General features: G+C 68.8%; 27 protein-coding genes. 8 read left to right on the top strand and 19 right to left on the bottom strand.

Annotation, left to right across the window (positions count from 1 at the left end; translation table 11 throughout):
* Positions 1-890: 890 nt before the first annotated feature.
* On the bottom strand, positions 891-1,196 hold the full coding sequence (rpsN, locus tag ABD255_RS10385; protein ID WP_344212322.1) for a 30S ribosomal protein S14: 306 nt from the start codon (positions 1,194-1,196) through the stop codon (positions 891-893).
* Between the two features lie 7 nt (positions 1,197-1,203).
* Positions 1,204-1,371, bottom strand: coding sequence for a 50S ribosomal protein L33 (gene rpmG, locus ABD255_RS10380; RefSeq protein ID WP_344212321.1), 168 nt, complete (start codon positions 1,369-1,371; stop codon positions 1,204-1,206).
* Positions 1,372-1,528: 157 nt separating this feature from the next.
* On the opposite strand from rpmG, the gene ABD255_RS10375 reads away from it, so the two are divergent.
* The 3 genes from ABD255_RS10375 to ABD255_RS10365 all read left to right on the top strand — a co-directional run bounded on the left by ABD255_RS10375 (position 1,529) and on the right by ABD255_RS10365 (position 4,540).
* On the top strand, positions 1,529-2,737 hold the full coding sequence (locus tag ABD255_RS10375) for a CobW family GTP-binding protein (protein WP_344212319.1): 1,209 nt from the start codon (positions 1,529-1,531) through the stop codon (positions 2,735-2,737).
* Positions 2,734-2,979 (top strand): type B 50S ribosomal protein L31, encoded by a 246-nt coding sequence (locus ABD255_RS10370; RefSeq protein ID WP_344212317.1) that lies wholly within the window; start codon positions 2,734-2,736, stop codon positions 2,977-2,979. The genes ABD255_RS10375 and ABD255_RS10370 overlap by 4 nt, the downstream gene beginning before the upstream one ends.
* A 139-nt stretch (positions 2,980-3,118) precedes the next feature.
* Positions 3,119-4,540 (top strand): aromatic amino acid lyase, encoded by a 1,422-nt coding sequence (locus tag ABD255_RS10365; RefSeq protein ID WP_344212315.1) that lies wholly within the window; start codon positions 3,119-3,121, stop codon positions 4,538-4,540.
* Between the two features lie 19 nt (positions 4,541-4,559).
* On the opposite strand, the gene ABD255_RS10360 is transcribed toward ABD255_RS10365, so the two are convergent.
* From ABD255_RS10360 to ABD255_RS43660, 5 genes are all read right to left on the bottom strand, one after another.
* On the bottom strand, positions 4,560-5,786 hold the full coding sequence (locus ABD255_RS10360; RefSeq protein WP_344212313.1) for an SGNH/GDSL hydrolase family protein: 1,227 nt from the start codon (positions 5,784-5,786) through the stop codon (positions 4,560-4,562).
* 113 nt (positions 5,787-5,899) lie between these two features.
* On the bottom strand, positions 5,900-6,751 hold the full coding sequence (locus ABD255_RS10355) for a prenyltransferase/squalene oxidase repeat-containing protein (RefSeq protein ID WP_344212311.1): 852 nt from the start codon (positions 6,749-6,751) through the stop codon (positions 5,900-5,902).
* Positions 6,752-6,804: 53 nt separating this feature from the next.
* Positions 6,805-7,482 (bottom strand): response regulator, encoded by a 678-nt coding sequence (locus tag ABD255_RS10350; RefSeq protein ID WP_344212308.1) that lies wholly within the window; start codon positions 7,480-7,482, stop codon positions 6,805-6,807.
* Positions 7,479-10,064, bottom strand: coding sequence for a sensor histidine kinase (locus tag ABD255_RS10345; RefSeq protein WP_344212306.1), 2,586 nt, complete (start codon positions 10,062-10,064; stop codon positions 7,479-7,481). The genes ABD255_RS10350 and ABD255_RS10345 overlap by 4 nt, the downstream gene beginning before the upstream one ends.
* Positions 10,065-10,239: 175 nt before the next feature.
* Entirely contained in the window at positions 10,240-10,302 is a 63-nt protein-coding gene (locus ABD255_RS43660; protein WP_425554402.1) for a potassium-transporting ATPase subunit F, read from the bottom strand.
* Between the two features lie 85 nt (positions 10,303-10,387).
* Between ABD255_RS43660 and ABD255_RS10340 the strand changes: the two genes are divergently transcribed.
* Complete coding sequence (locus tag ABD255_RS10340) at positions 10,388-11,023, top strand: hypothetical protein (protein ID WP_344212304.1); 636 nt, start codon at positions 10,388-10,390, stop codon at positions 11,021-11,023.
* Here ABD255_RS10340 and ABD255_RS10335 read toward each other — a convergent pair whose 3' ends face one another.
* Positions 11,024-11,863: a PhzF family phenazine biosynthesis protein gene (locus ABD255_RS10335; RefSeq protein ID WP_344212302.1), complete on the bottom strand. Its 840-nt coding sequence runs from the start codon at positions 11,861-11,863 to the stop codon at positions 11,024-11,026.
* A gap of 98 nt (positions 11,864-11,961) precedes the next feature.
* The gene (locus ABD255_RS10330; RefSeq protein WP_344212300.1) at positions 11,962-12,357 is read right to left on the bottom strand and encodes a RidA family protein; all 396 of its coding nucleotides are present in this window, start codon (positions 12,355-12,357) and stop codon (positions 11,962-11,964) included.
* Positions 12,358-12,472: 115 nt separating this feature from the next.
* Here ABD255_RS10330 and ABD255_RS10325 point away from each other — a divergent pair, with 115 nt between their 5' ends.
* Positions 12,473-13,597 carry a TIGR03118 family protein gene (locus tag ABD255_RS10325; protein WP_344212298.1) on the top strand — a complete coding sequence of 375 codons (1,125 nt, stop codon included), beginning with the start codon at positions 12,473-12,475 and terminating at the stop codon, positions 13,595-13,597.
* 59 nt (positions 13,598-13,656) lie between these two features.
* Here ABD255_RS10325 and ABD255_RS10320 read toward each other — a convergent pair whose 3' ends face one another.
* The 5 genes from ABD255_RS10320 to ABD255_RS10300 all read right to left on the bottom strand — a co-directional run bounded on the left by ABD255_RS10320 (position 13,657) and on the right by ABD255_RS10300 (position 17,910).
* A complete protein-coding gene (locus ABD255_RS10320) occupies positions 13,657-14,532 on the bottom strand; it encodes a bifunctional helix-turn-helix transcriptional regulator/GNAT family N-acetyltransferase (protein ID WP_344212296.1) in 876 nt (291 codons plus the stop codon).
* A gap of 13 nt (positions 14,533-14,545) precedes the next feature.
* On the bottom strand, positions 14,546-15,070 hold the full coding sequence (locus ABD255_RS10315) for a bifunctional DNA primase/polymerase (protein WP_344212294.1): 525 nt from the start codon (positions 15,068-15,070) through the stop codon (positions 14,546-14,548).
* A complete protein-coding gene (locus ABD255_RS10310; RefSeq protein ID WP_344212292.1) occupies positions 15,063-15,875 on the bottom strand; it encodes a class I SAM-dependent methyltransferase in 813 nt (270 codons plus the stop codon). The genes ABD255_RS10315 and ABD255_RS10310 overlap by 8 nt, the downstream gene beginning before the upstream one ends.
* Before the next feature lie 468 nt (positions 15,876-16,343).
* Positions 16,344-16,907 carry a cysteine dioxygenase gene (locus ABD255_RS10305; RefSeq protein WP_344212290.1) on the bottom strand — a complete coding sequence of 188 codons (564 nt, stop codon included), beginning with the start codon at positions 16,905-16,907 and terminating at the stop codon, positions 16,344-16,346.
* A gap of 79 nt (positions 16,908-16,986) precedes the next feature.
* A complete protein-coding gene (locus tag ABD255_RS10300) occupies positions 16,987-17,910 on the bottom strand; it encodes an amidohydrolase family protein (RefSeq protein WP_344212288.1) in 924 nt (307 codons plus the stop codon).
* Between the two features lie 149 nt (positions 17,911-18,059).
* Here ABD255_RS10300 and ABD255_RS10295 point away from each other — a divergent pair, with 149 nt between their 5' ends.
* A complete protein-coding gene (locus ABD255_RS10295) occupies positions 18,060-19,073 on the top strand; it encodes a LacI family DNA-binding transcriptional regulator (protein ID WP_344212286.1) in 1,014 nt (337 codons plus the stop codon).
* Positions 19,074-19,169: 96 nt separating this feature from the next.
* On the opposite strand, the gene ABD255_RS10290 is transcribed toward ABD255_RS10295, so the two are convergent.
* The gene (locus ABD255_RS10290) at positions 19,170-20,618 is read right to left on the bottom strand and encodes a GAF domain-containing protein (RefSeq protein WP_344212284.1); all 1,449 of its coding nucleotides are present in this window, start codon (positions 20,616-20,618) and stop codon (positions 19,170-19,172) included.
* A gap of 114 nt (positions 20,619-20,732) precedes the next feature.
* Here ABD255_RS10290 and adh point away from each other — a divergent pair, with 114 nt between their 5' ends.
* Positions 20,733-22,256 carry an aldehyde dehydrogenase gene (gene adh / locus ABD255_RS10285; RefSeq protein WP_344212282.1) on the top strand — a complete coding sequence of 508 codons (1,524 nt, stop codon included), beginning with the start codon at positions 20,733-20,735 and terminating at the stop codon, positions 22,254-22,256.
* 4 nt (positions 22,257-22,260) lie between these two features.
* Positions 22,261-22,638 carry a DUF779 domain-containing protein gene (locus ABD255_RS10280; protein ID WP_344212280.1) on the top strand — a complete coding sequence of 126 codons (378 nt, stop codon included), beginning with the start codon at positions 22,261-22,263 and terminating at the stop codon, positions 22,636-22,638.
* A 54-nt stretch (positions 22,639-22,692) separates the two neighbouring features.
* Here the strand turns inward: ABD255_RS10280 and ABD255_RS10275 are convergent, their stop codons facing one another.
* From ABD255_RS10275 to ABD255_RS10260, 4 genes are all read right to left on the bottom strand, one after another.
* A complete protein-coding gene (locus tag ABD255_RS10275; protein ID WP_344212278.1) occupies positions 22,693-24,339 on the bottom strand; it encodes a GH116 family glycosyl hydrolase in 1,647 nt (548 codons plus the stop codon).
* On the bottom strand, positions 24,327-25,175 hold the full coding sequence (locus ABD255_RS10270; RefSeq protein ID WP_344212276.1) for a GH116 family glycosyl-hydrolase: 849 nt from the start codon (positions 25,173-25,175) through the stop codon (positions 24,327-24,329). The genes ABD255_RS10275 and ABD255_RS10270 overlap by 13 nt, the downstream gene beginning before the upstream one ends.
* Entirely contained in the window at positions 25,159-25,815 is a 657-nt protein-coding gene (locus tag ABD255_RS10265; protein WP_344212274.1) for a hypothetical protein, read from the bottom strand. Before ABD255_RS10265 ends, ABD255_RS10270 begins: the two co-directional genes overlap by 17 nt.
* The coding region (locus tag ABD255_RS10260; RefSeq protein WP_344212272.1) for a carbohydrate ABC transporter permease at positions 25,812-26,175 on the bottom strand (364 nt) is incomplete at its 5' end. The genes ABD255_RS10265 and ABD255_RS10260, both read right to left, overlap by 4 nt.

The following is a 26,175-nucleotide window of genomic DNA, read 5'->3' as shown; positions in this document are numbered from 1 at the left end:
GTTAAGCACGCCGCCAGCGTTCGTCCTGAGCCAGGATCAAACTCTCCGTTGAAATCTATAAACAAACCACAGACCGAAGCCTGTGGAGAGTCAACACATTGAGTGATCCTTTGATATCTCAGAAACAATCAAACTGACTTGAATCATTGTTTTTCAAAGGAATCCGAACACGAACAACAGACAACCCAGCACCCAAAATCCCAGAAGGACCAGGGGTGGATGGAATCATCCAATGCCGTGTACGGGGTTAATGCTAATCTTTCGGCATTGACTTTCGGCACGCTGTTGAGTTCTCAAGAATCGGACGCTCACCGCGCTTCGAACTTTCATCCGAAGCTCCGGGGCAACCCGCCAAACATTACTGTTTCGTCCGGGGCCAGTCAAATCGGCCTCTTTCGTCCCAGTCTCTCTGCGTGTCTCAGCGACCGAACCCCGCTTGGGGCGTGATTCGGCTCCTGGGACTTTCAGGGAGTTTGGAGCGTCCGGCCGCTTTCGCGTCCCGCACTCGCTCCAACAAGAAGAACATTACTGACCTTCCCGACCACAATGCAACTCGGGGGTCCGAAGCCCCTCCAGTCACACCAGTCACCCGCGTCACCGCGAGGTCCTGCCCTCCATGGTCCACCCCCACACAAGTGGAGACGGGAGATGGGTGGGAGCGACGATCCGCTCCCACCCATCCGAGTACCGCACCGTCCAGCAGACGCCTCTCGGCGAGTGGCCGCTCGTAGCGGCGGAGTGTGAAGCCCGGGGGTCATGTACCGGACGGCATCAGGTGTAACCCACTCCCCTTCGGACCTATTCCCGGCCGGCGAACCGGCCTTCGGGTGGCCCGGGAAGACAGCGCGGCCCCGCCGGGTCCACCTGGTCCCGGCGGGGCCGTGCTCGGATCACCAAGACGATTTGGTGATCCCCGGCAGTTCCCCACGGTGGGCCATCGTGCGGAACCGGACCCGGGAGATGCCGGCCTTGCGCAGGAACCCGCGCGGCCGGCCATCCGCCACATCGCGGTTGCGGACCCGGATCGGGCTCGCGTCCCGCGGCAGTTTCTGCAGCTTCAACTGCGCCTCGCCCCGCGCCTCGAACGAACTGGCCGGATCGGCGATGATCCGCTTCAGCTCGGCCCGGCGCCCGGCGTACCGGGCGACGGTCTGCTTGCGCTGCTCGTTCTTCGCGATCTTGCTGGTCTTCGCCACCGGCCGCCTACCGCTCTTCGCGGAAGTCGACGTGCCGGCGCAGGACCGGGTCGTACTTGCGCATCGTCAGCCGGTCGGGGTCGTTGCGCCGGTTCTTCCGGGTCACGTAGGTGAAGCCGGTCCCCTCGGTGCTCCGCAGCTTGACGATCGGGCGGACATCGTTGTGCTTGGCCATCAGACCTTCCTTCCGGGCACCCAGCGGGTGCCGTTGAACTCCGTACGGTGAACGCCGGTCGCCTGGTCCGTATTCCGGGCCACCGCGCTTCCGGAACCGCTGAGCCGCAGTGTACGTTGTACTGGTTGTCATTTTCAATAAGACTCTGAGAGGTGCCATGCCGAGTCACCTGCCGATCACCTTGCTCACCGGCGTCGACGAGCAGTCCCGCGGCGCCGTCGCGGCCGGCCTGCTGCCGAACCTGGGCACAGTCCTGGTCGAGTACGACGTGAGCGGCCTGGCGGGTGGCTCCGTCGTACGGATCGCGCGTACTGCGGCCGGCGTGATCGACCGCGAGGTGATCCGGATGGGTCACCCCTGCGTGTCCTGCGCGATGCGCGGCTCGCTGGTTCCCCTGCTGGTCAGCATCGCCGCGACGGAGAAGTACGGGGCCGCGGTCGTCTCTGTCCCCGGGGCCGGCGACACCCAGGCGCTGGCCGAGGAGATCGCCCGGGATGCCGGTGACGAACTCCGCGTGCTGTCGGTGCTGACCGTGCTCGACACCTCCACCTTCGCGGCCGACGTCAGCGGGGACGACCTGATCCACGATCGCGGCGTCCCGACCGCCGCCGAGGACGGTCGCGCGATCGCCGAGGTGCTCGTCCGGCAGGTCGAGTACGCCAACGCGGTGATCCTCGCCAACCCCCAGCAGCCACCCCCACAGCCCGCCGAAACCGGCGAGACCACCGAAACCGGCGAGCCCAGCGAGCCCGGCGAGCCCACCGAGCCCGGAGGACCCGCGGTCGTGGAGGCGCTGGCGCGGGCGATGAACCCGCAGGCGCTGGTACGAACCACCGAGACGGCCGGCGAACTGTTCGGAGTACGGCTTCATGATCCTGACGCGGCCGAGACGTGGGTCGAGCCCGGGTCGATCAGCGCTCCGCTGAACTCCGAGGGGCGAGTGGAGACGCTGGTCTGGCAGTCGGACCGGCCGTTCCACCCGGAGCGGCTCTACGACGCGCTCGAGGACCTGGTCGCCGGTTCGGTCCGGGGCAAGGGCACGGTCTGGCTCGCCTCCCAGCCGCGCGCGCGGCTGGGCTGGGACAGCTTCGGCACCAGCATCGCGCTCGGCGTACTGGGACCGTGGCTGGCCGACCTGCCGCTGGACCGCTGGTCCGAGGTCGGCGCGACCCACCAGGCCCGCTCGGCGCTGGAGTGGCACCCCGAGCACGGCGACCGCGCGTCGTACCTGTCCATCACCGGAATCGATCTGGACGTCCGGGAATTAGCGCGCCGCCTCGATGGTTGTGTCCTTCGTACGGAGGAGTTGGGCAGCAAGCTGACCGATCCGTTCGCCCCTTATCTGGAAGGAAGTACCGCCGCATGAAGAACGACATCCACCCCGACTACCGCCGGGTCGTCTTCCGGGACAAGTCCGGCAACTTCAGCTTCCTGACCGGCTCGACGCGCGAGAGCAACGAGACCATCGAGTGGCACGACGGGAACACCTACCCGGTCGTCGACGTCGAGATCTCCTCCGCCAGCCACCCGTTCTACACGGGCCAGCAGCGCGTGATGGACACCCAGGGCCGGGTCGAGAAGTTCAAGAAGCGCTACGGCAAGGCCTGACATAGCCCGAACGAACGGCCCGCTGATCCTCGCGATCGGCGGGCCGTTCGCTTGTCCGCGTCGAAAATGTCTCGGATCTCAGACATGAGCAGCGCTGAGGGAGTTCGCGGCGGGTAGTGGGCTGGCTCACACTGGGCTGGTGGAGCCCGTGGAGATCGTCGGGGCGGGATTGTCGCCTCTGGATGCGGTGGCGCTGGGCCAGCGGCGGACGGCCGTGCGGCTGGCGGACGACGCGCGGAAGCGGATGGCCGAGTCCGCTGTCGCGGTGGCCGAGATCGCCCTGCGCCGACCGGTCTACGGACGGACCACCGGGGTGGGCGCCAACCGGGACGTGCTGACCTCCGATCCCGAGCACGGCGCGCGATTGCTGGCGTCCCACTCGACGACGGGGATGGCGTCGTACCCGAAGGACGTGGTCAGGCTCGGGCTGCTGATCCGGGTGAACCAACTCGCCGCCGGTGGCTCCGGGCTGGCGCCCGAGGTGGCCGACGCGATCGTTGCCCTGCTCAACGATGACGAGTTGCCTGACCTGCATCGCGGTGGCGCGATCGGGACCGGGGATCTCGGCCCGCTGGCCCAACTCGGGCTGGCGCTGGGTGACGTGATCGACGGGACCAGCGCGCTCCCGCTGCTGTCCAGCAACGCGATCACGCTCGCGGAGTGCTGCCTCGCGTACGTCGAGGCCGCGACCCTGATCAACGTGGTCCCGCTGGTCGGCGGGCTCTCCCACGTCGCGCTGCGCGGCAACGCCGAGGTGTACGACGAACGCGTGCACGCCGCCCGCCCGCAGCCGGGACAGGTCCGGGTGGCCCGCCGGATGCGCGGCCTGCTCGAGGACCTGCCGATCCCGCCGGCCCGGGTCCAGGACCCGTTCGGCCTGCGCGCCTTCGCCCAGGTGCTCGGCCCGGCCGTCGACCATGTCGATGCCCTGGGCAACGCTCTGCGGATCGACATCAACGCCTCGGCCGAGAATCCGCTGGTGGCCGGCGAGACCGTGCTGCACAACGGCAACTGGCACGCGATGCCGATCGCGCTCGCCCTCGACTCGCTCCGGCTCAGCCTGCACTCCGTCGCCACCCTGTCCACCTCGCGGGTCGCGAACCTGGTCGATCCGGAGTTCACCGGGCTGAGCCGGTTCCTGGCCAGCGGGGCGGAGGCGAGCTCGGGCGTGATGATGATCGAGTACGTCGCCCACGACGCGCTCGCCTCGGTCCGTTCGACGGCACAACCCGCCACCCTCGGTACGGCGACCCTCTCCCGGGGCGCCGAGCACCACGCGAGCTTCGCGCCGCAGGCCGCAGTACTGACCGGGCAGTTGCTGGACGCGTTGCGGGACGTGCTCGCGTGCGAGTTGGTGACGGCGGTTCGGGCGGTGCGGCTCGCGGGGCTGGGGCCCGACATCTGCAAGCCGGCCTCGATTGGACCGTGGATCGCGGATGCGCTGACCGCGCTGCCGGACGACCTCAAGGACCGCTCGCTGCGGGAAGACCTGGAGATCGCCCGTGGACTGCTGACGCAGTGGGGCGACCGCCAGGTCGAGCATCCCGCCGAGGCCGGCTAGCTGTCCTGACCGAGTACAGCTAGCGGGTCAACGCCCTCAGGTCGAAGGCGAGCGCCATCGCCTCGAAGCCCTCGGCGTTCGGGTGCAGGTGGTCGCCGATGTCGTACGCGGCCAGCATGCGCCCCGGCTGAGCAGGATCCCGGACCGCCTTGTCGAAGTCGACGACGCCGTCGTACTCGCCCGAGGTACGGATCCACTCGTTCAGCGCTTGCCGGTCGGCCTCGCCCTCGACGCTGTAGTAGCCCGCCCCCTCGTACGGCGTCAGCGTCGCGCCGATCACCTTCAGCCCGGCCTGGTGCGCTCGCTGGATGAACTGCCGGTGCACCGCGATCAGATCAGCCGGATCGGTGGCACCCAGGCTCCTGCCGATGTCGTTGATGCCCTCCAGCAGCACCACCGTCCGTACGCCGGTCTGCCCGAGCACGTCGCGATCGAACCGCGCGAGCGCCGAGTCGCCCGCCGTACCGGCGTTGCTGAGCAGCCGGTTGCCGCTGATCCCCGCGTTCAGCACGCCGAGTTCGCGCGCGGCGGGCTGAGCAAGGATCCGGTCGGCCAACTGGTCGGGATAGCGCAGGTTCTGGTCGATCGGCGAGACCACGCCGTCGGTGATCGAGTCGCCGAAGAGCACCACCGAGCCCCGCGCCCGGCTCTTCACGTCGACGCCCTCGATGAGGTACCGCGCCATCCCCGGAAGCGCCTGGTACTGCGACCCGCCGCCACTGGTCTGATCGCCGGCGGCGGAGAACCCGGTCGCATACCCGGCCGGGTGCTGGGTCAACGGACCGGTCGGGCCCGGGAAGTAGGTGCTGATCACCAGGTCGGTGTCGTCGGGCACGGAAATCCGGACCGGGTCGCTGACCCACTCGGTTCCGACCGGGATGGTCACACTCGCGCGGCCGCCGAAGGAGACCGGAACCAGTGTCGCCGGGTCGACGGTCGGAGTACCGGCGAGGTCGGCGGCGCGTGGGGTGACGGTGACCTTGCCGACGACGAGCGGGCTGGTGCCGTAGACGTTGGAGAGCCGCAGGCGGAGTTCGGGTCCACCGACCGACAGGTGAGCGACCTGGCGCAGGGTCGTGTCGGTGACGCCGGTGGCCGACAGGCCCGTGGTACCGGGTGGGGTGACGGCGACGGCCCAACTGCCGACCCAGTCCGGGAACAACCCGGACGGGGCGGAAGCAGAGGCCGGTACGACGGGAATGAGAAGGAAGGCCAGAGCGGCAGCGAGCTTCGGAAGACGACGCATGGAACCACCTTCGAAGGGGCGGATACGTGGTGTTAAATCGATTTCACCCGCAGTCACCGCCCGCTGCAACCCGTCCGTTGGTCAACGGTCCGAACCGTGCGACGACCGGACGATCAGCTGATCGGCAAGCGGCCGTAGGCCTTCAGGGTGCGGAGGGCGTGGACGGTCACGATTCCGCGGTACTCGAGCGTGGCCATGGTGCCCGGGGGTTCCCAGGTGATCGCCCAGCCGCCGTCGGCCTGCTGGTCCGCGACGAGCCGGTCCAGGTGTCCCTCGATCTGCTCGTCGTCGAACAACTGCCGCCACACGCTGTCCGGCGTCGACGCGAAGTGCAACGGCGTCACCCCGTACGACGGGTCGGCCGGGTCGGCGCGGTAGTACGCCAGTTTCGGCAGCCACTCCTTCACCTTCGCCAATTCCGGCCGCTGGGTGTGCTCCAGGAACTCCATCGACTCGTGCATCGCGTGCGCGTCCTCGGGGAACCCGCCGGCCAGAGTGGCCGTGCACCAAGCTTCGGCCTGGTCGCGCCAGGGGTGCTCGAAGTCCATCGCGTACAGCCGCCCGACCAATCCCGCGGTCGGGTTGAGGCCGGGCACATAGGTCCACTCAGACATGTGTTCAGCCCGCGGGTACCCCTCGATCACCGGCGCCGCGAGCGAGACGGCACCGTCCGCGGTGGCCTGTGACTGCAACCAGTCGCAGGCCCGGCGCACCATGTCGTCATCCCGGACGCCGGCGGCCAGCAGGATGTCGAACGCGGTCTCGACGTCGAGGGCCACGCTGTCCGGGCACCGCTTGTCCGGCTCGAGCCCGTGCCCGAACCCGCCGTCAGCGTTCTGGTACCCACGCAGGGCGTCCACGACGCCGGCCGGATCGGCGCCTTCGAAGACGGTGGCGAACAGCCGGCGCTCCACCAGCCGGCCCTCGGTACGGACAAAGTCACGAGCAGCCTCAAAGATCTCCATGTCCCCACCCTGCCGTGTCGGACCCCCTGACGTCTTGAAGGAATCAGACACGTCTACGGCTCGAAGCGGTAGCCCATCCCCGGCTCGGTGAGCAGATGCGCCGGGCGCGCCGGGTCGGCTTCGAGCTTCCGGCGGAGTTGACCCATGTAGAAGCGCAGGTTGCCACTGGCCGTCTCGTAGCCCGGTCCCCACACCTCGATCAGCAGTTGCCGCTGGGACATCAGCTTCCCCGGATGCCGCACCAGCACCTCCAGCAGGTGCCATTCGGTCGGCGTCAAGCGGACATCCTCCCCAGACTCCAGCGTCACTCGCTTCGCCGCCAGGTCGACCTGAGCGCCGCCGACCGTGATCACCGGCTCGTCCTGAGCGAGGTTGCTGCGGCGCAGTACCGCGCGCATTCGCGCCAGCAACTCGTCGATGCCGAACGGCTTGGTCACATAGTCGTCGGCGCCCGCGTCCAGCGACTCGACCTTGTCCGTACTGTCGGTGCGCCCGGACAGCACCAGGATCGGCGCCTCGGTCCAGCCACGCAGCCCACGGATCACGTCGACGCCGTCGAGGTCCGGCAGCCCGAGGTCGAGAATCACCAGATCCGGCGGGTACTGCGCCGCCACCTTCAGCGCCGCGGTACCACTGCCGGCCACGTGTACTTCGTACCGCCGTGCCTTCAGGTTGATCTGCAAGGCCCGCGCGATCGGCGGTTCGTCGTCGACCACCAGCACTCTGGTCATCCCCGCACCTCCGGTCCGGACGCGGATCGCTCCCGGCTGCCCGGCACCGGCGCGTCGCCCGGCCCCAAGGTTGCCACTGGCAACGACACGACCATGGTGAGCCCGCCGCCCGGCGTGTCCTCGGGGTGCAGGGTGCCGTCCATCGCCTCGGTCAGCCCGCGCGCGAGCGCCAGGCCGAGCCCGACCCCGGTGGTGTTGTCGGTGTCCCCGAGCCGCTGGAACGGCGCGAAGACCCGGTCCCGATCGGCCCGCGGAATCCCCGGCCCACGATCGACCACCCGTAGTTCGACCTGCTCGCCCAGGGAGCTCCCCGTCACCAGCGGCGGGCCACCGAGCGGCGAGTAGCGGATCGCGTTGGCCAGCAGGTTCGCGATCACCCGCTCCAGCAGCGCCGTGTCGGCACTCACCAGCGGCAGCGTGTGCGGGATGTCGACGCTCACCTGGCCGTTGTCGTCGCCGAGCTCGGCCATCACACCCGGCAGGATCTCGTCGAGCGCCATCGGCCGGGTGAAGACGGGCAGTACTCCGGCCTGCAGGCGGCTGAGGTCGAGCAGGTTGTCGACCAGCCGGGTCAGCCGGTCCAGGGACTCGTCGGCCGTCTCGAGGAGTTCGTCGCGCTCGGCCGGGGTCCAGTCAACGTCGGAGCTGCGCAGGCTGGTCACGGACGCCTTGGCCGAGGCCAGCGGCGACCGCAAGTCATGCCCGACGGCTCGCAGCAGCGCGGTCCGGAGTTTGTCCGCCTCGGCCAGTGGCTTCGCCTCGGCGGCGGCTTCGCTCAGCCGGGCCTTGTCGACCAGGGCCGCCGCGTGGGCCGCGAAGGCGCCGACCAGCCGGCGTTCGTCCGCGGCCAGCCGACGGCCTTGCAGGACCAGGACGAGGTTGTCCCGCGCCGGGATCTCGGCATCCCCGTCCTCCGGGCGCCGGCAGGTCGGCGTACCGGCGGAGGCGAGGGGTCGCCAGGTCTCGGTCAACTCGTCGGTCTCCAGGCGCTCCATCAGGACGGCGCAGCTCATCCCGAAGGCTTCGCGGACGCGTTCGAGGAGTGCCTGCAGCGCGGTCTCGCCGCGGAGTACGGACCCGGCCAGGGTCGCCAGCGTCTCGGACTCGGCCGCCGAGCGGGCCGCTTGTCTCGTACGCCGGGCCGCGCGGTCGACCACCGAGGAGACCAGCGCCGCGATCAGCAGGAAAATCCCGAGGGCCAGCGCGTTGTTCGGCTCGGTGATGCCGAAGGAGCGGGTCGGCGGCGTGAAGAACCAGTTCAGGACCACCGTGCCGGCGAGGGCGGTCAGGATCGCCGGCCAGAGTCCGCCGACGAGAGCGACCACGACCACCCCGAACAGGAAGGCGAGCGCGTTGCTGGTCAGGTTGAGCGTGTCGCCGCCGGCCCCGAGCAGCAGGGCGAGCAAGGGCGGCAGGACGACGGCGAGCGCGAACCCGTAGTACAGGCGGCGACGGGACAGGCTGCCCTGTGCCCGGGGCAGCCGGCCGCGACCGATCTCCGAATGGGTGACGAGATGGACGTCGATGTCGCCCGAGTCGCGGATCGAACTGGCTCCGATCCCGGGCCCGGTCAGCAGCGCGGAGAACCTGGAGCGGCGGCTGCCGCCGAGGACGAGTTGGGTGGCGTTCTCGGCCCGCGCGAAGGACAGCAGCGCTTCCGGGATGTTCTCGCCGACCACCTGGTGATAGCTGCCGCCGAGGCTCTCGACCAGCCTGCGTTGTTCTCCCAGCCGGGCGGGATCGGCTCCGGTCAGGCCGTCGGAACGGGTGACATGAACGGCCAGCAGGTCGCCGCCGGCCGAGCGGGCGGCGATGCGGGCGGCACGCCGGATCAGGACCTCGCCCTCGGGTCCGCCGGTGAGCGCGACGACGACCCGCTCCCGCGCCTCCCAGGTGGAGTCGATGTCGTGCTGGGCCCGGTACTGCTGCAACCCGGCGTCGACCCGGTCGGCGAGCCAGAGCAGCGCGAGCTCGCGCAGCGCGGACAGGTTGCCGATCCGGAAGTAGTTGCCGAGGGCAGCGTCGATCTTGTCGGCGGCGTAGACGTTGCCGTGCGCCATCCGGCGACGCAGCGCCTCGGGCGTCATGTCGACCAACTCGATCTGGTCGGCGGCCCGGACCACCCGATCCGGGACGGTCTCCTGCTGTGGGACGCCGGTGATCTTCTCGACCACGTCGTTGATCGACTCCAAGTGCTGGATGTTGACGGCCGAGATCACGTCGATCCCGGCCGACAGCAGCGCGTCGATGTCCTCCCAGCGCTTCGCGTTCCGGCTGCCCGGAACGTTGCTATGGGCAAGCTCATCGACCAGCGCGACCTCGGGCCGCCGGGCCAGTACGGCGTCCACGTTCATTTCGGTGAAGCTCGCGCCACGGTGGTCCAGGATCTTGCGCGGGACCACCTCCAGGCCCTCGAGCATGACGGCCGTCTGCTCCCGCCCGTGGGTCTCAACGAAGCCGACCACGACGTCCGTCCCCCGCGCCAGCCGCCGCTGCGCCTCGCCCAGCATCTTGTAGGTCTTCCCGACGCCGGGCGCGGCGCCCAGGTAGATCCGCAGATGCCCGCGACCGCTCGTGCTCATGTCCCCATCGTCTCTGTCAGTTCGCAGCGGCAAGATCGGCGTTGAGCATGACCACGTTCATCCGTGGTTCACCGAGGAAGATCCAGCCCTGCGTGTTCTCCTGCACCAACTGTCGCACCCCGGCCGTCGAGCCCGAGAAGGCCGACCTGCGGCAGGCCGGCGACGGTGTCGGACATCAGAACCTCTCGGGGAAGATCAGCGCGGCGACCAGGTACAGGACTTCTCGCGGGCCTCTCACACCCGCTGACACAGCTCTCACGCCGTTCTCACATACTTACGGCTGGCAATGAGCTGTAGCCCATCGAACGTTAGGGAAGAACGCAGTGACTGAAGTGGACAACCAGGAGCTCGCCGCCGCCGGGGAGCAGTTCTTCTCCGAGGAGAGCCGCAAGGCGCTGGCCGAGGCGAGCCGGCTGCTCGCCGAGCGCCTGCAGGCCCACACCGAGGCCCTGCTGGCGATGACCGGCGACGAGGAGCAGACCTCCCTCTACGAGCAGAACGCCGCGCTGGAGGAGCTCGTCGAGGGCTGGAACGACGCCGTCTTCGAGCACACCGGTACCGCGCCGCTGCTGCTGGACGACGAGGTCGAGGAAGACGACGACGAGGAGCCCGAGGAGCAGGACCAGGTGATCAGCGTGGTGTCGAGGTTCGACCTGCGTGTGGTCGACCTGGACACGCTGCTCGAGGCCGGTCGCGCCGCTCAGGAGCGGCACCCGGCCGAGCTGGACGAGACCGGTGAGCGCGAGCCGGTCGAGTCAGCTGAGCAGGCCATCTATGAGATCAGCCGCGAGGTCGGCGAGGCGTGGTTCGAGCTGCCCGGGGTGGACCTGGTCGCCGGTGCGCGCGCGTACGTCGTACCGGAGTACCCGTTCGAGCCGCTGGAGGCCGACGCCGACGACGTACTGTCCGAGCTGAGCGCGCCCAACGGCGCGATCACGCACGCGGAGACCTGGGCCTAGCTAGACCTTCAACTCGCCGTCGAGCACGGTGACGGCTTGGCCGGTGAGGAGGACTCGATCACCGGCCAGTACTACCCGGACGAGGCCGCCTCGGGTGGACGCTTGGTACCCCACCAACTCCTCCCGCCCGAGGCGCTTCGCCCAGTACGGCGCCAGCCCGGTGTGCGCGCTGCCCGTCACCGGATCCTCGGGAATCCCGTGCGACGGCGCGAAGAACCGCGAGACGAAGTCGTACTCGCGGACCGGGTCGGCCAGGGCGGTGAGCAACAGGGCCCGGAAGCCGTCCCGCTCAGTGATCACCTCGATCGCCGCCAGGTCCGGCACGGCGGAACGGACCGCGTTCTCGTCGTCCAGCTCGACCAGCAGATCGCCCAGCGGGCCGGTGCGGTAGACCTCGGTGACGCCGGCTGCTTCGGCGCCGAGAGCGGCGATCAGGCCTTTGGGCACCTCGACGGTCTCCGGCGAGGAGACCGGGAAGTCCATGGTGATCGCCTGGTCCTGCGTCACCGACGCGATCAGGACGCCGCTGCGGCTGTTGAATCGCACCTTGCCGTTCAGGTCGTTCAGCAGGCCGTCGGACATCATCGCGTGGGTGGTCGCGAGGGTGGCGTGGCCGCACATCTTCGCTTCGACCGTCGGGGTGAACCAGCGCAGGTCCCAGTCGGCGTCCGGGTCGTCGGTGAGCGGGCGCGCGAAGGCGGTCTCGGACAGGGCCATCTCCGCCGCGACCTGATGCATCCAGCTCTCGTCCGGCCAGGGGCCTGCCTCGAGCAGGCAGACCGCCGCCGGGTTTCCGGCGAACGGCTGGTCGGTGAACGCGTCGACGATTCTGATCCGCATGCTTCGACGCTAGACGCGTCCGCTGGACCCGGCCATACCCAATCCGGCACGAGTGGACCGGCGCCCGCCGGCAGCCGGCCCGCAGTACGTCGTACGGGTCAGGCGGCGGCGACGGCCTCGATCTCGAGGAGCCATTCCTCGGCGTAGATGTCGCAGATGATGATCGTCAGCGCCGGGGCGTGCTCGCCAAGAACCTCCTCGCGGATCTTCGAGTTGAGCGCCCGGTACTGCCGGTCGGAAAGGTAGGTGGTCACCTTGACCAGGTTCTGCACGCCCAGCCCGGCCTCGGCCAGCACCGCGAGCACGTTCCGCCAGACCATCCGGCACTGCTCCTCGAACGAGTCCGGGATCTTCCCGTGCTCGTCGCCCCACGGCACCTGGCCGCTGACGAAGACCAGCCGGCCCGCGCCGTCCACCTGCACACCGTGGGTGTAGTTGCCGGTCGCCGCCGGCAGGATCGGCGGGTTCAGCGGCTGGATCGTGAGCTTTGGCATCTGGTGTTCCCCCCAAAATCTCGGTTCCGGCATGTCTACCGTGCCCGGGGTTGAACCGGCCAGTGCATTCGGCCGTGTGGAGGGTGTTCGACTTCCCAACCGACAGGAAAGTGACATGTCGCTTCGCTTCAAGGGACGCACCTTCGCCGCCGCCACCGCCGTGATCGGCAGCCTGGCGCTGGTCGCTCCCAGCACCGCCAGCGCGCACAAGTCCTACGGTCACGACTCGCCCGGCGCTCTCGCCGTCCAGCAGGTGAACCTGGTCTCGGACGTGCCGGGCATGGCACCGCTGCTCGACCCGGACCTGGTCAATCCGTGGGGGCTGGCGCTCGGTGCGACCTCACCGCTCTGGGTCTCCAACGCCGGTACGTCGTCGTCGACGCTGTACGCGTCGCCGGCCGGCGCGACCACCGCCACGAAGGTGCCGACGGTCCGCGTCACCGTCCCGGCACCGACCGGTCAGGTCGCGAACGCCGGCACCGGGTTCGTGCTCAGCAACGGCACGGCCAGCGCACCGGCCCGCTTCATCTTCTCCACCCTGACCGGCCAGATCGCCGCCTGGGGACCGCCGGCCACGCCGCTGATCGGAGCCGCGCAGATCAAGGCGACCGTGCCCGGCGCGGTCTACACCGGCCTCGCCATCGCGACCGCCTCGACGGGCGACCAGTTGTACGCCGCCAACTTCGCGCAGGGCCGGATCGACGTCTTCGACAGCACCTTCGCCAAGGTCGCGCAGCCGTGGTGGGCGTTCCGCGACTTCCACCTCCCGAAGGGGTACAGCCCGTTCAACGTGCAGACGCTGAACGGCCGGATCTTCGTCGCGTACGCCAAGGTCGACAAGGCGACGGGCCGCAACGCGAGCGGTCGCGGTCTCGGCTTCGTCGACGAGTTCACCGTGGACGGCCGGTTCGTCGACCGGATCGCCTCCCGCGGCACCCTGAACGCTCCGTGGGGTCTCGCGATCGCGCCTGCTTCGTGGGGTCAGCAGGCCGGCTCGCTGCTGGTCGGCAACTTCGGCGACGGCAAGATCAACGTCATCGCCCCGAAGTCCGACGGCCGCTTCAGCGACAAGATCGCCGGCCAGGTCCGCGACGCCGGCACCGGCCGCACGCTGGTGATTCCTGGTCTGTGGGCTCTCACCCAAGGCACCGCCACCACCGGCGGCACCGACTCCCTGTGGTTCTCCGCCGGCATCGATGAGGAAACCCACGGCCTGGTCGGCGTCCTCCGCCACCCGTAACAGCTGGTTCTTGCCGGAGCCTGAGGATCCGAGGGGAATCCTCAGGCCCCGGCATTCCTTTATATGACGGCCTTCTCGAACCAGTGGTGGGCGTAGGGCTCGGTGTTGAAGGCCGGGACTTCCGTGTAGCCCGCGGCGCGGTAGAGGGAGATCGCTTCCGTCAGATTGCGGTTGGTTTCCAGGCGCAGTACTGCGGAGCCGTGGGCCGCGGCGTGCTGCTCGAGCTCGGTCAGGAGCCGGCGACCGAGGCCGAGACCGCGGACGTCGGGTGAGACCCACATGCGTTTCACCTCGGTCGGCCCGTCGTCGTGGAACTTGAGAGCGCCGCAGCCGACCGGCTCCGAGTGAAGCGTGGCAACCAGGAGCAGACCGGCCGGTGGGGTGAGCTCATCCACGCCGGCCGAGATGCTCCGTGCATGGTCGAAGCCCCCGTCGAAGCGGGCCGCCAACTCATCGAAGTACGCCTGCAGACAGAAGCGAGCGTCCGGGTGCCGAGGGTCCACGCTCCCGACCTGGACCGTCGACGCGATCAGCAGCCGCTCCACCTCTCCCATCGCAGCGATCAGGCGAGCCCGCTGCTGCTCACTCAACGGCTGGAGGATCGACGCGGCAAGCTCATCGGAGCGCCGATCCAGCAGATCCCGCTCCCCTAAGCCTTTCGACGTCAGCCGAGCGGTGCGGACCCTGCCGTCGTCATCACTCTGCTCCACCGCGACGAGCCCGTCATTCTCCAGACCGCGCAGCAGCCGGCTCAAGTACCCGGAGTCCAGATCAAGCCGCGACCGCAACAACCGAACGTCGCAGCCGTCAGCACCGATCTCCCACAACACCCGAGCCTGCCCCAACGGCCGATCGCGCGCCATGTAGCTATCGCTCAACGCCCCGATCCGCTGCGTGACCGTCCGATTGAATCTCCTGACATCAGCGATCCCCATCGTCTGACTATAGTCAGAGAAATACCCGGTCAATAGCGTCCCGCCGCTGGTACGGCCGCCAGTGCGTCAGGTACGGATGAACCAGCCACCGGATGCACCCTGTCGTCTCGGTCCAAGTCCCCGGCGCCGGCACCCAGCCGCCCGCCCCGGAGTGCAGCACCCCACCGGCGCGGGCCACCTGAGCGGCAGGGATCGAACCGGGCACCAGGAAGAACCACCACCTCCTGCGCAACGGCGCCATCGCCGTCGGACACGTAGTCCTCAGCTGCTGATTCAGCAGCGCGCCGTACTCCGGCGGCAAATCCACCACGTCGTAGTTCTCCGTCACCAAGGCGATCCCCCACCCCGACCGATCCCAGACCACCGAAGCCTGCACACCGTCACGGACGACCTCACCGACCAAGTGCGGTTCCACACAGCCGTTACCGCAGGGACACCCACCATCGCCTGGCATCGCCAGTGGTGCCACCGGCCACCCGTTGGCGGCGTACCGGATGGCTTGCTCGCGGACCTTCCGGGCGCGTCTGCCGTCAAGCACGCTGGCCGACCGCGAACAGCAGCGAGCTGGACGGGACGAGCTCCGGGAACCGGTCGGCGAGGCGGGAGCACTCGAGTGCGGTCTCCAGCGGGTTCGGTTCGGCGAGGCTCGGCGGGAGCGGCTGGTTCTCGAAGTGCACGTCGATCGCGACCGTCAGCCAGCCGCCCGGTCCCGTCAGCCCGTGCAGGGTCACCGATCGCAGGCCGGCGTTCGTCAACTCCGTCCGCAGTTGGGTGGTGGTGTGGTACGTCGTCTGCGCCATCCGCTCGTTGTCCGGACTGAACCCGGTGTCGAGGATGTCGGTCACGATCCCGCGCCGCGCCAACAACTTGTTGGCCAGCGTGGACCCGATCAGATTGGCCGCCCGGTTGATCGCGACCACCGCGATGAACCCGCCCGGCCGGATCACCCGGATCGCCTCCCGCAACGCCAGCCGCCGATCCGCCGCCTCCGGCAGGTGATACATCGGGCCCGCCAGCAGCACCGCGTCGAAGTCCTCGTTCTCCCACGGCAACCGCCGCGCATCCCCCAGTACTGCGCTGATCCCCGCCGCCGCGGCCTGCTCCACATGCCGCTGCACCGGGTCCAGCAACTCCACGGAGTACCCGCGTTCCTTCAACCACATCGCATGCACTCCCGGCCCACCGCCGACATCGGCAACGTCCGCCGGTGGCTCGGGCAGGTACCGGGTCAGGAGATCGTGAAGCCTCACCCGCTCCAGCTGTCCTCTGAGCGTCGAGCTCAACCGGGTCGCCTCGTCGTGCCGGGTCGTGTAGTGGGCCTCGATGCCCGTGTGCGTCGTCATATCACCGAGTCTGGTCAGCAAACGACCCCCAGGAGGAGGCCAGATCGCGGGGCAACCCGGGGCAGATCGTTAGCCCCTCCAGCATCCACAACCCCCCGACTCTTGTGGATAGACCTGTCCTCACCTTGCCAGACCTCGCCCCGCTCCCGGGCATGTCCGTGGACAACCTGACAGCTACCTGCCAATCACGAAATCCCTTGCCCACAAGGCGTTCTCAGCTCGAAAACTGTCGGCGGCCGTGTCCAGAGTCGTTGTCTCCGGCACGGCTTGGTGCGACGACGTTGTGGTCTGTCCAGGTGAAGGGCTGGATCGTTGTGGCTTGTCGCCGAACCCGACCGCTCGTTCCCGTACTGCGGCGCGCGACCCGTACCAGTCCAACGCTGCGAGTGTTGCCGAGGCGCAGGCGGACCAAGACAACCGAACGACCGCACCCGGACTTCAGGATGCGGCCGTTCGGACGGAGGGAGGTCAGTCGAGGGGGCGGAGTTCGTCGGCGTAGGAGACGGAGACTCGGCGGAGGACGCCTTCCTTGACGGAGTACTGGCCCATGCGCCACAGGGGCGGGCTGTAGGCGTGGACGGTGACGCTGCCCTTGTCGAGGCCGACGACGCGGTGGATGTGGTCGGGGCCGAAGCCGTAGACGTCGCCGGCTTCGATCTCGGTTTCGATCGACTCGGTGCCGATGGCCAGGTTGTGCTCGACCAACTTGCCGCGGGCGACCGCGACGGCGCCGGAGGAGACGTCGTGGTCGTGCCAGCCGGTGTCGTTGACGGGGGTCCAGCAGATCATCCAGACGTCCACGTTCGCGTCGCGGTGCAGCGAGGCGAAGACACGCTCCTCGTCGCTGTAGGCGACCTTGTCCTCCCACAGGTGCGGCTGGGCCGCGATGCCGCCGGCGAGTTCGGCCAGTTCGGCTGGGTCGAGATCACGTCCCGGCAGGTTGTCCAGCGACAGACAGTCGTTGAGCTCCACGAGCCGGCTGGCCTGACGGGCGGGTACGACGGGTGCGTCGGATACGGGCTGAGCAGTCACTGCACTCTCCTCTCAGGAGGTGGCGCCGGGCGACCGGCGCGCGCTTGGGTACTTCGCCGCGGGCTGCGGCGAAGCGGGATCAGCGGCCTCGGGAGGCGCCGCTGCTGGTCGGTGGTTCGGTTCCGAACAGGAGCCGATGCGGGTTGTCATGGCGGATCACCGCGGTGGCGGCGTCGCCCTGCCGGAGGTCGACGGTCCCGGCGTACGGCCGGTCGGTGCCGTGCACGACCTGGTCGATGCCGAGGACCCGGGCGACCGCGTCGATCCCCTGCGGGCCGTAGCTCGAGGTGTCGACGTACAAGTTGGTGTCGATGGTGCCGAGGCGGCCGCCGCGGGCGGTCAGCCGCTCGTGGTGCACAGGAGCCAGGCCGGCCGCCGCGACGAAGCACAACCGCAGTCGCGGGTACGCCGTACGTCCGCCGAAAGCGTGCCAGGCCCACCAAGCGGCCTGGAGTTGAAGCGTGTAGTCGACCACCGGCGCCCACCAGCCGGGCAGTTCTTCAGCCGGCGGCGCCGGAGTACCGGGGTGGACCAGGATCGGCTTGTTCAGCCGCTCGGCAAGAGCCAGCAACTCGGCTACCCCAGCCCAGCCGGACGGAGTACCGATCACTTGGGCCGGCAACTGAAGCCCCAGGAAGCCCCTGTTCAGCAGGGATTCCAGCCCAGCCAGATCCGGCTCCAGGAGGTCGACGGAGGCCCAGGCCTTGAAGGGCTCGGGCAGCGCGGCGGCGCCGAGGTGCCAGGCATCAAGCAAGGCGGAGTCACCGAGATGCTCGATCCCGAGCGGGCTCGACAGTGACAACCCGACCAAGGTGGTCCCGGCGTCAAGCTCCTGCGAGACCCGCTTGCCGACCTCATGCGCCGCCGGATCCACCCCGTACGGCGCTTCGCCGGGCGAGTGCAGAGTCCAGCCATCCAGGTACGGCGGTTCGGTGCGGGCCCGCAGGCGGTCGACGAACTCGGCCGGCCACAGGTGCTGGTGGACGTCGATGACCCCGGTCACGGGCCCTCCTCTCGTTCGCCGCCGGCAATTTTGAAGCGCTTCAAGACATCTGTAGTGAAGCGCTTCAAACTGCTCTTTGTCAAGCCGTGTCTCAGCACCGCGGCCCGGTCGGAGGGGTTTTGTCGGCGGGGTGCCCTAGGGTCGATCACATGTCCGGTACTGGCCGCAGGCCGACCCTCAAGGACATCGCAGCGGAGACCGGCCTCTCGATGGCAGCCGTCTCCTACGCACTGCGAGGTCTGCAAGGCACCCCGGAGACGCAACAACGGGTGCAGGAAGCCGCCGAGCGTCTCGGGTATCAGGCCGACCCCGTGGCCCGGGCGCTCGCTTCCGGCCGGAGTGGCTCGGTCGGAGTGCTCTGCGCCTCGCTCGAGGACCTCTGGCAGCAGCGACTCGCCGCAGCGCTCGGCCGCGAACTGCTCGCCCCGGACCGGAACGCCTGGATCATCGACTCGGCCGGCGACGCCGACCGGCAACTCCAGCTCGCCCAGCACCTGGTCGACCATCGCGCCGACGCGATCGTGGTGATCCCGATCGACCCGGGCGCGAAGGGCTGGGCCAAGATCGCCCAGCAGGCGCCGGTGATCGCGATCGGCGACGCGCTGCCCGCCGCGAAGGCGAAGTCCGAGGTCTTGTTCGACAACGAGACCGGCGTGAGTACTGCGTTGCGCCGGCTGGCCGACGCGGGTCACCGCAACGTCGCCGTCCTGAGCCCGTCCCGCCGGTTCGAGGTGGAGCGGCCGGCCGAGGAGATCGCCCAGCGGATCGCCTCCGGGCTGAAGCTCAAGGTGCGGATCGTGCCCTGCCCGCACGATCTGGCTGGGGCCACCGAGGTCGCCCGCGAGGTGCTGACCGCGAAGCAGCGGCCGACCGGCATCCTGGCGCTGGCCGACTCGATGGCCTTCGGGGTGTATGCGGCCTGCGCCGAGCTGGCCATCCAGTTGCCCGACGAGCTGTCCCTGCTCGGCTACGACGACCAGCCGATGTCCCAACTGCTCTGCCCGCCGCTGTCCACCTTCCACTGGCCGCTCGACGAGTTGGTCAGCGACGTGGTCGATCGGGTCACCTCGGCCGTCGACACGAACCGCCGGGTCCGCCGGACCACGGTCGAGCCGACCCTGATCGAGCGCGGCTCGGTCGCCGCCCCGCCCGCGAAGGCGTGACGACGACGCTGAGTCACCCACGACGGCCACACCCGCGAAACTAGACTAGTTCAGTCGACTTAAAGCCCGCTGTCCAGATTCCGGATGGACGCGGACTCACCCGGCGAGGCGGTCCAGGCGAGCGGTGACCGCGGCGCGGCGATGGTCGGCCGGTGGCAGCTCACGCTCCAGCACCTCGAACACCTCAAGATCCTCGGCGCCGGTCGAGGTCTGAGCGAACCGCCAGAGCAGCTCGGCATCCCCCGCATCCAGTACTGCGCGGCGCAGCGTCGCGTCGAGTTCCTCGCGTTCCGCCCGCAGGGCCGGTGCGTCGGACCGCCCGAGCAGCGGACCGGAGTACAGGGTCAGGGCGGTGGTGAGCTCGCCGGCCCGAACAGCAGCCTGTACTTCGGTGACGTCGCCCGACACGTCCGCGACGATCCGGTACGGCTTGGTGTCGAGCACGCCCGGGCCGAGCAGGTTCCGCAACCGGTGCATCTCGGCGCGAACCGTCGTCGGGTTTCCCTCGTCGCCGTACAACTGCAGCATCAACTGCTCGGCGGTCAGCCCGGACGGGTGAAGCAGGAGCAGTGCGAGCACCTCCGCCCGGCGCAGCGTCAGGGCGATCTCGCGGCCACCGACAACAGCGACCGGTTGGCCCGAGCCCATCAGCTTCAGCCGTAGCTTCGAGCGGCTGCGGCTTCCGGTCCCGGGAATCCGCAGCAGGTACCCCTCCTCCAACTGCTCGACCACAGCCTCACGGCCGTCGCCGATCTCGATCCGGTCGACCCCGGCCGAGACGTCGAGCCGGTCCGGCAACCAGGCCAGCGGCTGGACGGCGAGCACTCGGCCGGTCGGAGTCAGCAGAGCGCCGGGGGCATCGCCGAGGGCGACCAGGTGCCGCATGTTGCGGGCGCGGAGTTGCTCGTCGGCCGCGGCCATCCGGACCCGGAGCTGTCCCTCGGCCAACTGAGCAGCCGCGGTGACGAGCGCCATCATCGCGGGATGGACCGTGCGGAGCGGGCCGGAGACGTCGACGGCGCCGATCAGCTTGCCGGTGTCAGGGTCGTGCACGGGCGCGGCCGCACAGGTCCACGCGTGGATCCGGCGGACCAGGTGTTCGGCCGAGTGGATCTGGACCGGCTGGTCGGCGGCGAGCGCAGTACCCATGCCGTTGGTTCCGATCGCGTCCTCGGACCAGACGGCTCCCTCGGACAAGGCGATCCGGTCGGCCTGGCGGCGGACGTCGGCGGCGCCCTCGCGCCACAGGATCAGCCCCTGGGCGTCGGTGATGATCATGATGTGGGACGCCTCGTCCGCGATCGTGGTCAGCGTCTCGCGCAGGACCGGCAGTACTGCGCGCAGCGGGTGGTTCTCGCGCAGGGACTCCAGCAGCTCCGCCGAGATCACCACCGGCGGCGCGTCCAGCTCGGGATCGACGGACGCCGCGAGCGAGCGCTCCCACGAGGCGGCGACCAGCGGACGCGGCGAACCTGGCGCCCGGCCACCGCCGAGCACCTCGTCGTACAGCTCGCTGAGCCGGCGCGCCTCCTCGGGTGCGTCCACGTCTCAGCCTCGCCTGGAACGGCCGCCCGTTCAAGAGCACAGAGTTATGCAACGTCCATGCAACGTCACCCGGCCTACGTTGCCGAGCACGGCAAACCCTTCGCAGGAGGACCTATGACGACGTACGCAGCTCCCGGGCAGGACGGCAGCCCGGTCGAGTTCAAGTCGCGCTACGACCACTACATCGGCGGCGAGTGGGTGCCGCCGGCCAAGGGTGGCTACTTCGAGAATCCGACTCCGGTGACCGGTGAGAACTTCACCGAGATCGCGCGAGGCACCGCCGACGACGTGGAGCGCGCACTGGACGCCGCGCACGGGGCAGCCCCGGCTTGGGGCCGGACGTCGTCGGCGGAGCGCGCGAACATCCTGAACAAGATCGCCGACCGGATCGAGGACAACCTCGAACTGCTCGCGGTGGCCGAGAGCTGGGACAACGGCAAGGCGGTCCGCGAGACGCTGGCCGCGGACCTGCCGCTGGCGGTCGACCACTTCCGGTACTTCGCCGGCGCGCTGCGGGCCCAGGAGGGCTCGATCTCGATGGTCGACGAGGACACCGTCGCCTACCACTTCCACGAGCCGCTCGGCGTGGTCGCGCAGATCATCCCGTGGAACTTCCCGATCCTGATGGCCACCTGGAAGCTGGCGCCCGCGCTGGCGGCCGGCAACGCCGTGGTGCTGAAGCCGGCCGAGCAGACGCCCGCCTCGATCCACGTACTGATGGAGCTGATCGGCGACCTGCTCCCGCCGGGCGTGCTGAACATCGTCAACGGGTTCGGCGTCGAGGCCGGCAAACCGCTTGCCTCTAGCAACAGAGTCGCCAAGGTGGCGTTCACCGGTGAGACCACGACCGGCCGGCTGATCATGCAGTACGCGTCGGAGAACATCATCCCGGTCACCCTCGAGCTCGGCGGCAAGAGCCCGAACATCTTCTTCGACGACGTCGCCAGCAGCCAGGACAACTTCTACGACAAGGCGCTGGAGGGCTTCACCCTGTTCGCGCTGAACCAGGGCGAGGTCTGCACCTGTCCGTCCCGGGCGCTGATCCAGGCCGGCATCTACGACCAGTTCCTCACCGACGCGACGGCCCGGACCCAGGCGATCAAGCTGGGCAACCCGCTCGACACCGACACGATGATGGGCGCCCAGGCCAGCAACGACCAGTACGAGAAGATCCTGTCCTACATCGACATCGGCAAGGCCGAGGGCGCCAAGGTGGTCACCGGCGGCGACAAGGCCGACCTCGGCGGCGACCTGAGCGGCGGCTACTACATCCAGCCGACCATCTTCGAGGGCGACAACAAGATGCGGATCTTCCAGGAGGAGATCTTCGGCCCGGTGGTCTCGGTGACCAGGTTCGACGACTACGCCGACGCGATGAAGATCGCCAACGACACCCTGTACGGGCTCGGCGCCGGCGTCTGGTCGCGCGACATCAACACCGCGTACCGCGCGGGCCGGGAGATCCAGGCGGGCCGGGTCTGGACGAACTGCTACCACGCGTACCCGGCGCACGCGGCCTTCGGTGGGTACAAGAACTCCGGCATCGGCCGGGAGAACCACAAGATGATGCTCGACCACTACCAGCAGACCAAGAACCTGCTGGTCAGCTACAGCCCCGACAAGCTCGGGTTCTTCTGAGCCCATGGCCGACAGGGTTTCGTTCACGGAGGAGACGGCGGAGTGGCTCCGCCGTCTCACCGAACTGCACGGCCCGCTGATGTTCCACCAGTCCGGCGGGTGCTGTGACGGCAGTTCGCCGATGTGTTATCCCGACGGCGAGTTCAAGACCGGCGCGGCCGACATCCACCTGGGTGACCTGGTCGTGGACGGGCTGGACAAGCCGGTGCCGTTCTGGATGTCGAGGAACCAGTTCGAGTACTGGAAGCACACCCACTTGACCGTCGACGTCGTGAAAGGCCGCGGCAGCGGCTTCTCGGTGGAGGCCCCCGAGGGCATCCGCTTCCTGATCCGTTCCCGCCTCTTCAGCGACCAGGAGACCGCCGACCTCGGCCTCCTCTGACCCCTCCAAGCGAGTGCCGACCGTCCGGTGGCGTTGCCGGACGGCCGGCGCTCTTCACACTCCCGAGATCACCAAAGGCTTCCCCGGTACTACGACCTGCGCGTCGACAGGTAGCGCTGACCCGTCCAGGTGGACTGCCTGGAGATCCAGGTGGCCGCCGTGGCAGGTCAAGGCCAGGGTGGAGTCGCGGTAGGTGGCTACGCCCCAGCCGGTGCCGGCGACGAAGGGGAGTTCCCAGGCGTCGTCGGAGCGGGCGATGTCCAAGGGTGCGAACGTCAGGGTGCTGGTGAGGGCGTTGTAGCGGAAGCCGGCCAGGGCTTCCAGGACGGACCAGCCGGCTGCGTTGCGGATGTAGTGGTCGCCGCACTCGATCGGGTTGAAGGGGTTGCGCCGCGTACCGTCGTACCGGTTCCAGAGGCCTTTCAGCACAGCTAGGCCCTCGTCGAGCAAGCCCTCGTAGAGGAGGTGCGCCGCGACTTGGTACTCCGAGCCCGTCCACACCTCGTCGCAGTACCGTGTCGGGACCGTCGGGCGGCCGCCGTGCGGCCAGGTGCACATGAGTAGGCCGGTGTCGTCGCCGTCGGCAAAGACTCGGTAGGGATGCGAGAAGTCCGCGAAGCCCGTCCGGAGGTTGTGCCGCACCACAGCGCGCAAGGCGGTCTTCACGTGATCAGCGGGGAGCAAGTAGCCGAGGTCCAGTTGGTGAGCCCACCACTGGCCGATCAACTGATCTGCAAGACACCCGTCGCCCCACTGGAAGTCCTCGTTGTCCTCCGGCGACAGCACCTGCCGGTAGTACTCACCTGTGAACAGCAGTTCGTCAAAGGCCTTGCTACCGGCCTCGAAGAGCACTCGGTAGTCCTTGGCGTCCTCCCCGAGCAGTAGCGCCATCTCCTCGGCGGCACGCAGGGCGGCGAGCCACAGCGTGCCCATGAACGAGTTGACCCCGCACAGGTCGATGTCGTGCGTGCTCGGCTGGATTCCCCGGAGTACGCCGGTTCCTTCCGGGTCCCACTTGCCGCGGATGTGCGTCAGCAGCCGTTCCACGTTCGGCCAGCGATGGGCGAGCCACTTCAACCCCGCACCCTGCCGGACCTCTCGGTAGGTCTTCAGAACGGACCCGAGCATCCCGTCCAGCGCGGGCTCCTCCGGACCGCCGATCACCACGTCCCACAGTTGCCGGTGGTACGTCGGCGCGATCACCCGGTGCGGGATGTATCCCTCCGGCGCCTGCATCACGTCGTACTCCGTATCGCGCATGTCGCGTTCCAGTGCGGGGAAGAGCCGGGACAGGGTCTGCTCGTAGTTCCACACATGCGTGCAGTTCAACGGACACGAGCCGCCGTACCGACCACCCCACATCACCGTGGACGCGCCGAGCACGCCTTCGAATCCCAGCACCGTCCCCTCGGCAGTCTGGAAGACAGTAGGACTCCGTACGTCGGCAACGAGTCCCGCCAGCCGTGCTCCCGCCTCCCCCGGCAGCGTGCTCGACTCGAAGGCATCAGCCCAAGCCGCACTGGCCCCGGCAAGCTCATCCCACCGGGCGACGAAGGCCTCCGCGGCGGCGACCGCATCCGGCTGCGCCTTCGTATACGCGTTCCCCAGCCAGAACTTGCTGTGCCCGTAGTCCTTCCGCGGCCCGAACTGGGAAAAGTCGACAAAGCGGTTCGGGAAGTGCCACGCGATCAGGAACCGCACCCGCACGGTCCCCCCGCTCCCAACTGGAACGGTACGGCGAGCCCACCGTTCCAGGTGGTCCCAGCAGCACTGGGCCCGCTGGCCGCAGTCGACCGCCCGGCGAGGTAGGTGATGAACTGCTCGGCCGTAGTCCACTGTGGGTACGCACGCGTGTCAGCACCATCTGTGGCCAGCACCATCTGCCCAGCACCCGAGTGATCCGCCGGCAGCGTGTTGTTCTCGAACACCAGCGAGGTCCAGCCGTCCCGCTGCCTCAGCCGGTTCGTGTTGCCGCCGTACAGCCCGCAGGAGACCCCATCGATCGGGGTGACGCCATCCCAGCCGACCGCGTTCTGCAGAGCTCCGGCCAGCGATCCGTGCAGCGCGATCTCACCAGGGTTGTGCAGCGTGAAGGTGAACGCGGCAACAGGCTGCGAGCTGGCAGCAGCATCCAACGGCACCAACGGGTTGAACACCTCCATGCTCACGTCAACCGGAAGATCGGTGTCGTAGTCGATCCGGGCCTGCGGATAGACCGCCGCAACAGAAGCCTCACCGATGGGCCGCAGCAACGAGTGCAGCCGCTTCTCACCAGCCGGTACTACGTCGTCCGTCACCAGCGGCGTGTCCGACGACGCCCGCCAAGGCCCTTGCAGCAAACGGATCTCGTCCACCGGCGGCTCGATTCGCGACAGACGCAGGGCGAAGAAGCTGTCCGGCAGGTCCGCCTCGTGGTTGCCGATGTTGTGCAACTGCCACTGCCGGAGCGCACCGTTCCCGGCCAACGCCAGATTCCCCGTGCCGAACCCGCCCAGCGGCAGCGCGAAGTGCCGCAGGTTCTCACCGGTGTAGCGCATGCAGGTTCTCCGTCCGATAGACAGTCCAGGTGCCGGCCGAGGCGAACAACGCCACCGGACCGGGTGCGAGCAGCAACAACGAGGCAGTGACCGAAGTGCCGAGCAAGAGAGCGACCACGACGACAGACAGGACGCCGAGCGGCACCCAAGGACTGCGCGCCACCACGGCGAGTGCGGTGAGCCAGAGCGGCTTGCCACGCAGCCCTGCTGTAACTCGAAGACTGAAGGCGCAGAACGCGGCCAGCACCGCCAGCACAGTCGAGCAACCGCTGACGGCCAGCGGCACGAGCAGCAGCGAGCTGCCAGTTGCCGTGTAGAGCTCCCAGTTGACCAGAGCCAAAGCCGCCACGGCTCCTGCGACTAGGCCGACCTTCAAGCCCGCCGCCCAGTGCCGCCGGAGGTTTCGCAGCAACAGGAGCACGCCACCCGGTCCACCCTGGACAACGGAGTCCGTCGTCGCCACCACCCCTGCCCAGACAGGCGAAACCACCAGTGCGGCCAACAGCACGCTGCTCGGAGTCATCCCGGGCATCAGAGCCACCACGGCGGCGTACGCAGTACAGGTGAGGACGCCTGTGACGGCAAGGAGTGGTAGCTCGTGCCAGAGCGAGCGCAGGGCGACAGGCACATGGTCTGTCATGCGCGGAGCCCCGTCGACGCGATGGAGGCGATGAAAGAGCGCTGGAAGATCAGGAAGAGCACCAGGATCGGCAGCACCACCAGGGTGATCGCCGCGAACAGTACGACGGCAGGGCCGCCACCCATCGCGCCCTGCAACGACACCAGGCCGACCGGCAGCGTCATCTTCTCCGGTGACGACAGGAAGATGTACGGCCAGAAGAAGTTGTTCCAGGACGCCTCGAAGACGAAGATCCCCAACGCCGTCAGCCCGGGCCGCGCCAGCGGCAGGATCACCCGGAACAGGATCCAGCCGTGCCCGGCACCGTCCATCACCGCGGCCTCGTCCAGCTCGCGCGGGATGGACGCGATGTACTGCCGC

The organism is Kribbella sancticallisti, assembly GCF_039530625.1.
Taxonomy (GTDB): Bacteria; Actinomycetota; Actinomycetes; order Propionibacteriales; family Kribbellaceae; genus Kribbella; species Kribbella sancticallisti.
This window is presented reverse-complemented; position numbering and strand designations above follow the sequence as displayed.

What these genes read in the sequence shown, in the direction of transcription:
- ABD255_RS10360 (WP_344212313.1), bottom strand. Translation starts at nt 5,786, where the DNA reads ATGCGTCGTCTTCCGAAGCTCGCTGCCGCTCTGGCCTTCCTTCTCATT.
- adh (WP_344212282.1), top strand. Translation starts at nt 20,733, where the DNA reads ATGACGACGTACGCAGCTCCCGGGCAGGACGGCAGCCCGGTCGAGTTC.
- ABD255_RS10370 (WP_344212317.1), top strand. Translation starts at nt 2,734, where the DNA reads ATGAAGAACGACATCCACCCCGACTACCGCCGGGTCGTCTTCCGGGAC.
- ABD255_RS10265 (WP_344212274.1), bottom strand. Translation starts at nt 25,815, where the DNA reads ATGACAGACCATGTGCCTGTCGCCCTGCGCTCGCTCTGGCACGAGCTA.
- ABD255_RS10325 (WP_344212298.1), top strand. Translation starts at nt 12,473, where the DNA reads ATGTCGCTTCGCTTCAAGGGACGCACCTTCGCCGCCGCCACCGCCGTG.
- ABD255_RS10330 (WP_344212300.1), bottom strand. Translation starts at nt 12,357, where the DNA reads ATGCCAAAGCTCACGATCCAGCCGCTGAACCCGCCGATCCTGCCGGCG.
- rpmG (WP_344212321.1), bottom strand. Translation starts at nt 1,371, where the DNA reads ATGGCCAAGCACAACGATGTCCGCCCGATCGTCAAGCTGCGGAGCACC.
- ABD255_RS10310 (WP_344212292.1), bottom strand. Translation starts at nt 15,875, where the DNA reads ATGACGACGCACACGGGCATCGAGGCCCACTACACGACCCGGCACGAC.
- ABD255_RS10350 (WP_344212308.1), bottom strand. Translation starts at nt 7,482, where the DNA reads ATGACCAGAGTGCTGGTGGTCGACGACGAACCGCCGATCGCGCGGGCC.
- ABD255_RS10345 (WP_344212306.1), bottom strand. Translation starts at nt 10,064, where the DNA reads ATGAGCACGAGCGGTCGCGGGCATCTGCGGATCTACCTGGGCGCCGCG.
- ABD255_RS10270 (WP_344212276.1), bottom strand. Translation starts at nt 25,175, where the DNA reads ATGCGCTACACCGGTGAGAACCTGCGGCACTTCGCGCTGCCGCTGGGC.
- ABD255_RS10355 (WP_344212311.1), bottom strand. Translation starts at nt 6,751, where the DNA reads ATGGAGATCTTTGAGGCTGCTCGTGACTTTGTCCGTACCGAGGGCCGG.
- ABD255_RS10295 (WP_344212286.1), top strand. Translation starts at nt 18,060, where the DNA reads ATGTCCGGTACTGGCCGCAGGCCGACCCTCAAGGACATCGCAGCGGAG.
- ABD255_RS10375 (WP_344212319.1), top strand. Translation starts at nt 1,529, where the DNA reads ATGCCGAGTCACCTGCCGATCACCTTGCTCACCGGCGTCGACGAGCAG.
- ABD255_RS10320 (WP_344212296.1), bottom strand. Translation starts at nt 14,532, where the DNA reads ATGGGGATCGCTGATGTCAGGAGATTCAATCGGACGGTCACGCAGCGG.
- ABD255_RS10335 (WP_344212302.1), bottom strand. Translation starts at nt 11,863, where the DNA reads ATGCGGATCAGAATCGTCGACGCGTTCACCGACCAGCCGTTCGCCGGA.
- ABD255_RS10280 (WP_344212280.1), top strand. Translation starts at nt 22,261, where the DNA reads ATGGCCGACAGGGTTTCGTTCACGGAGGAGACGGCGGAGTGGCTCCGC.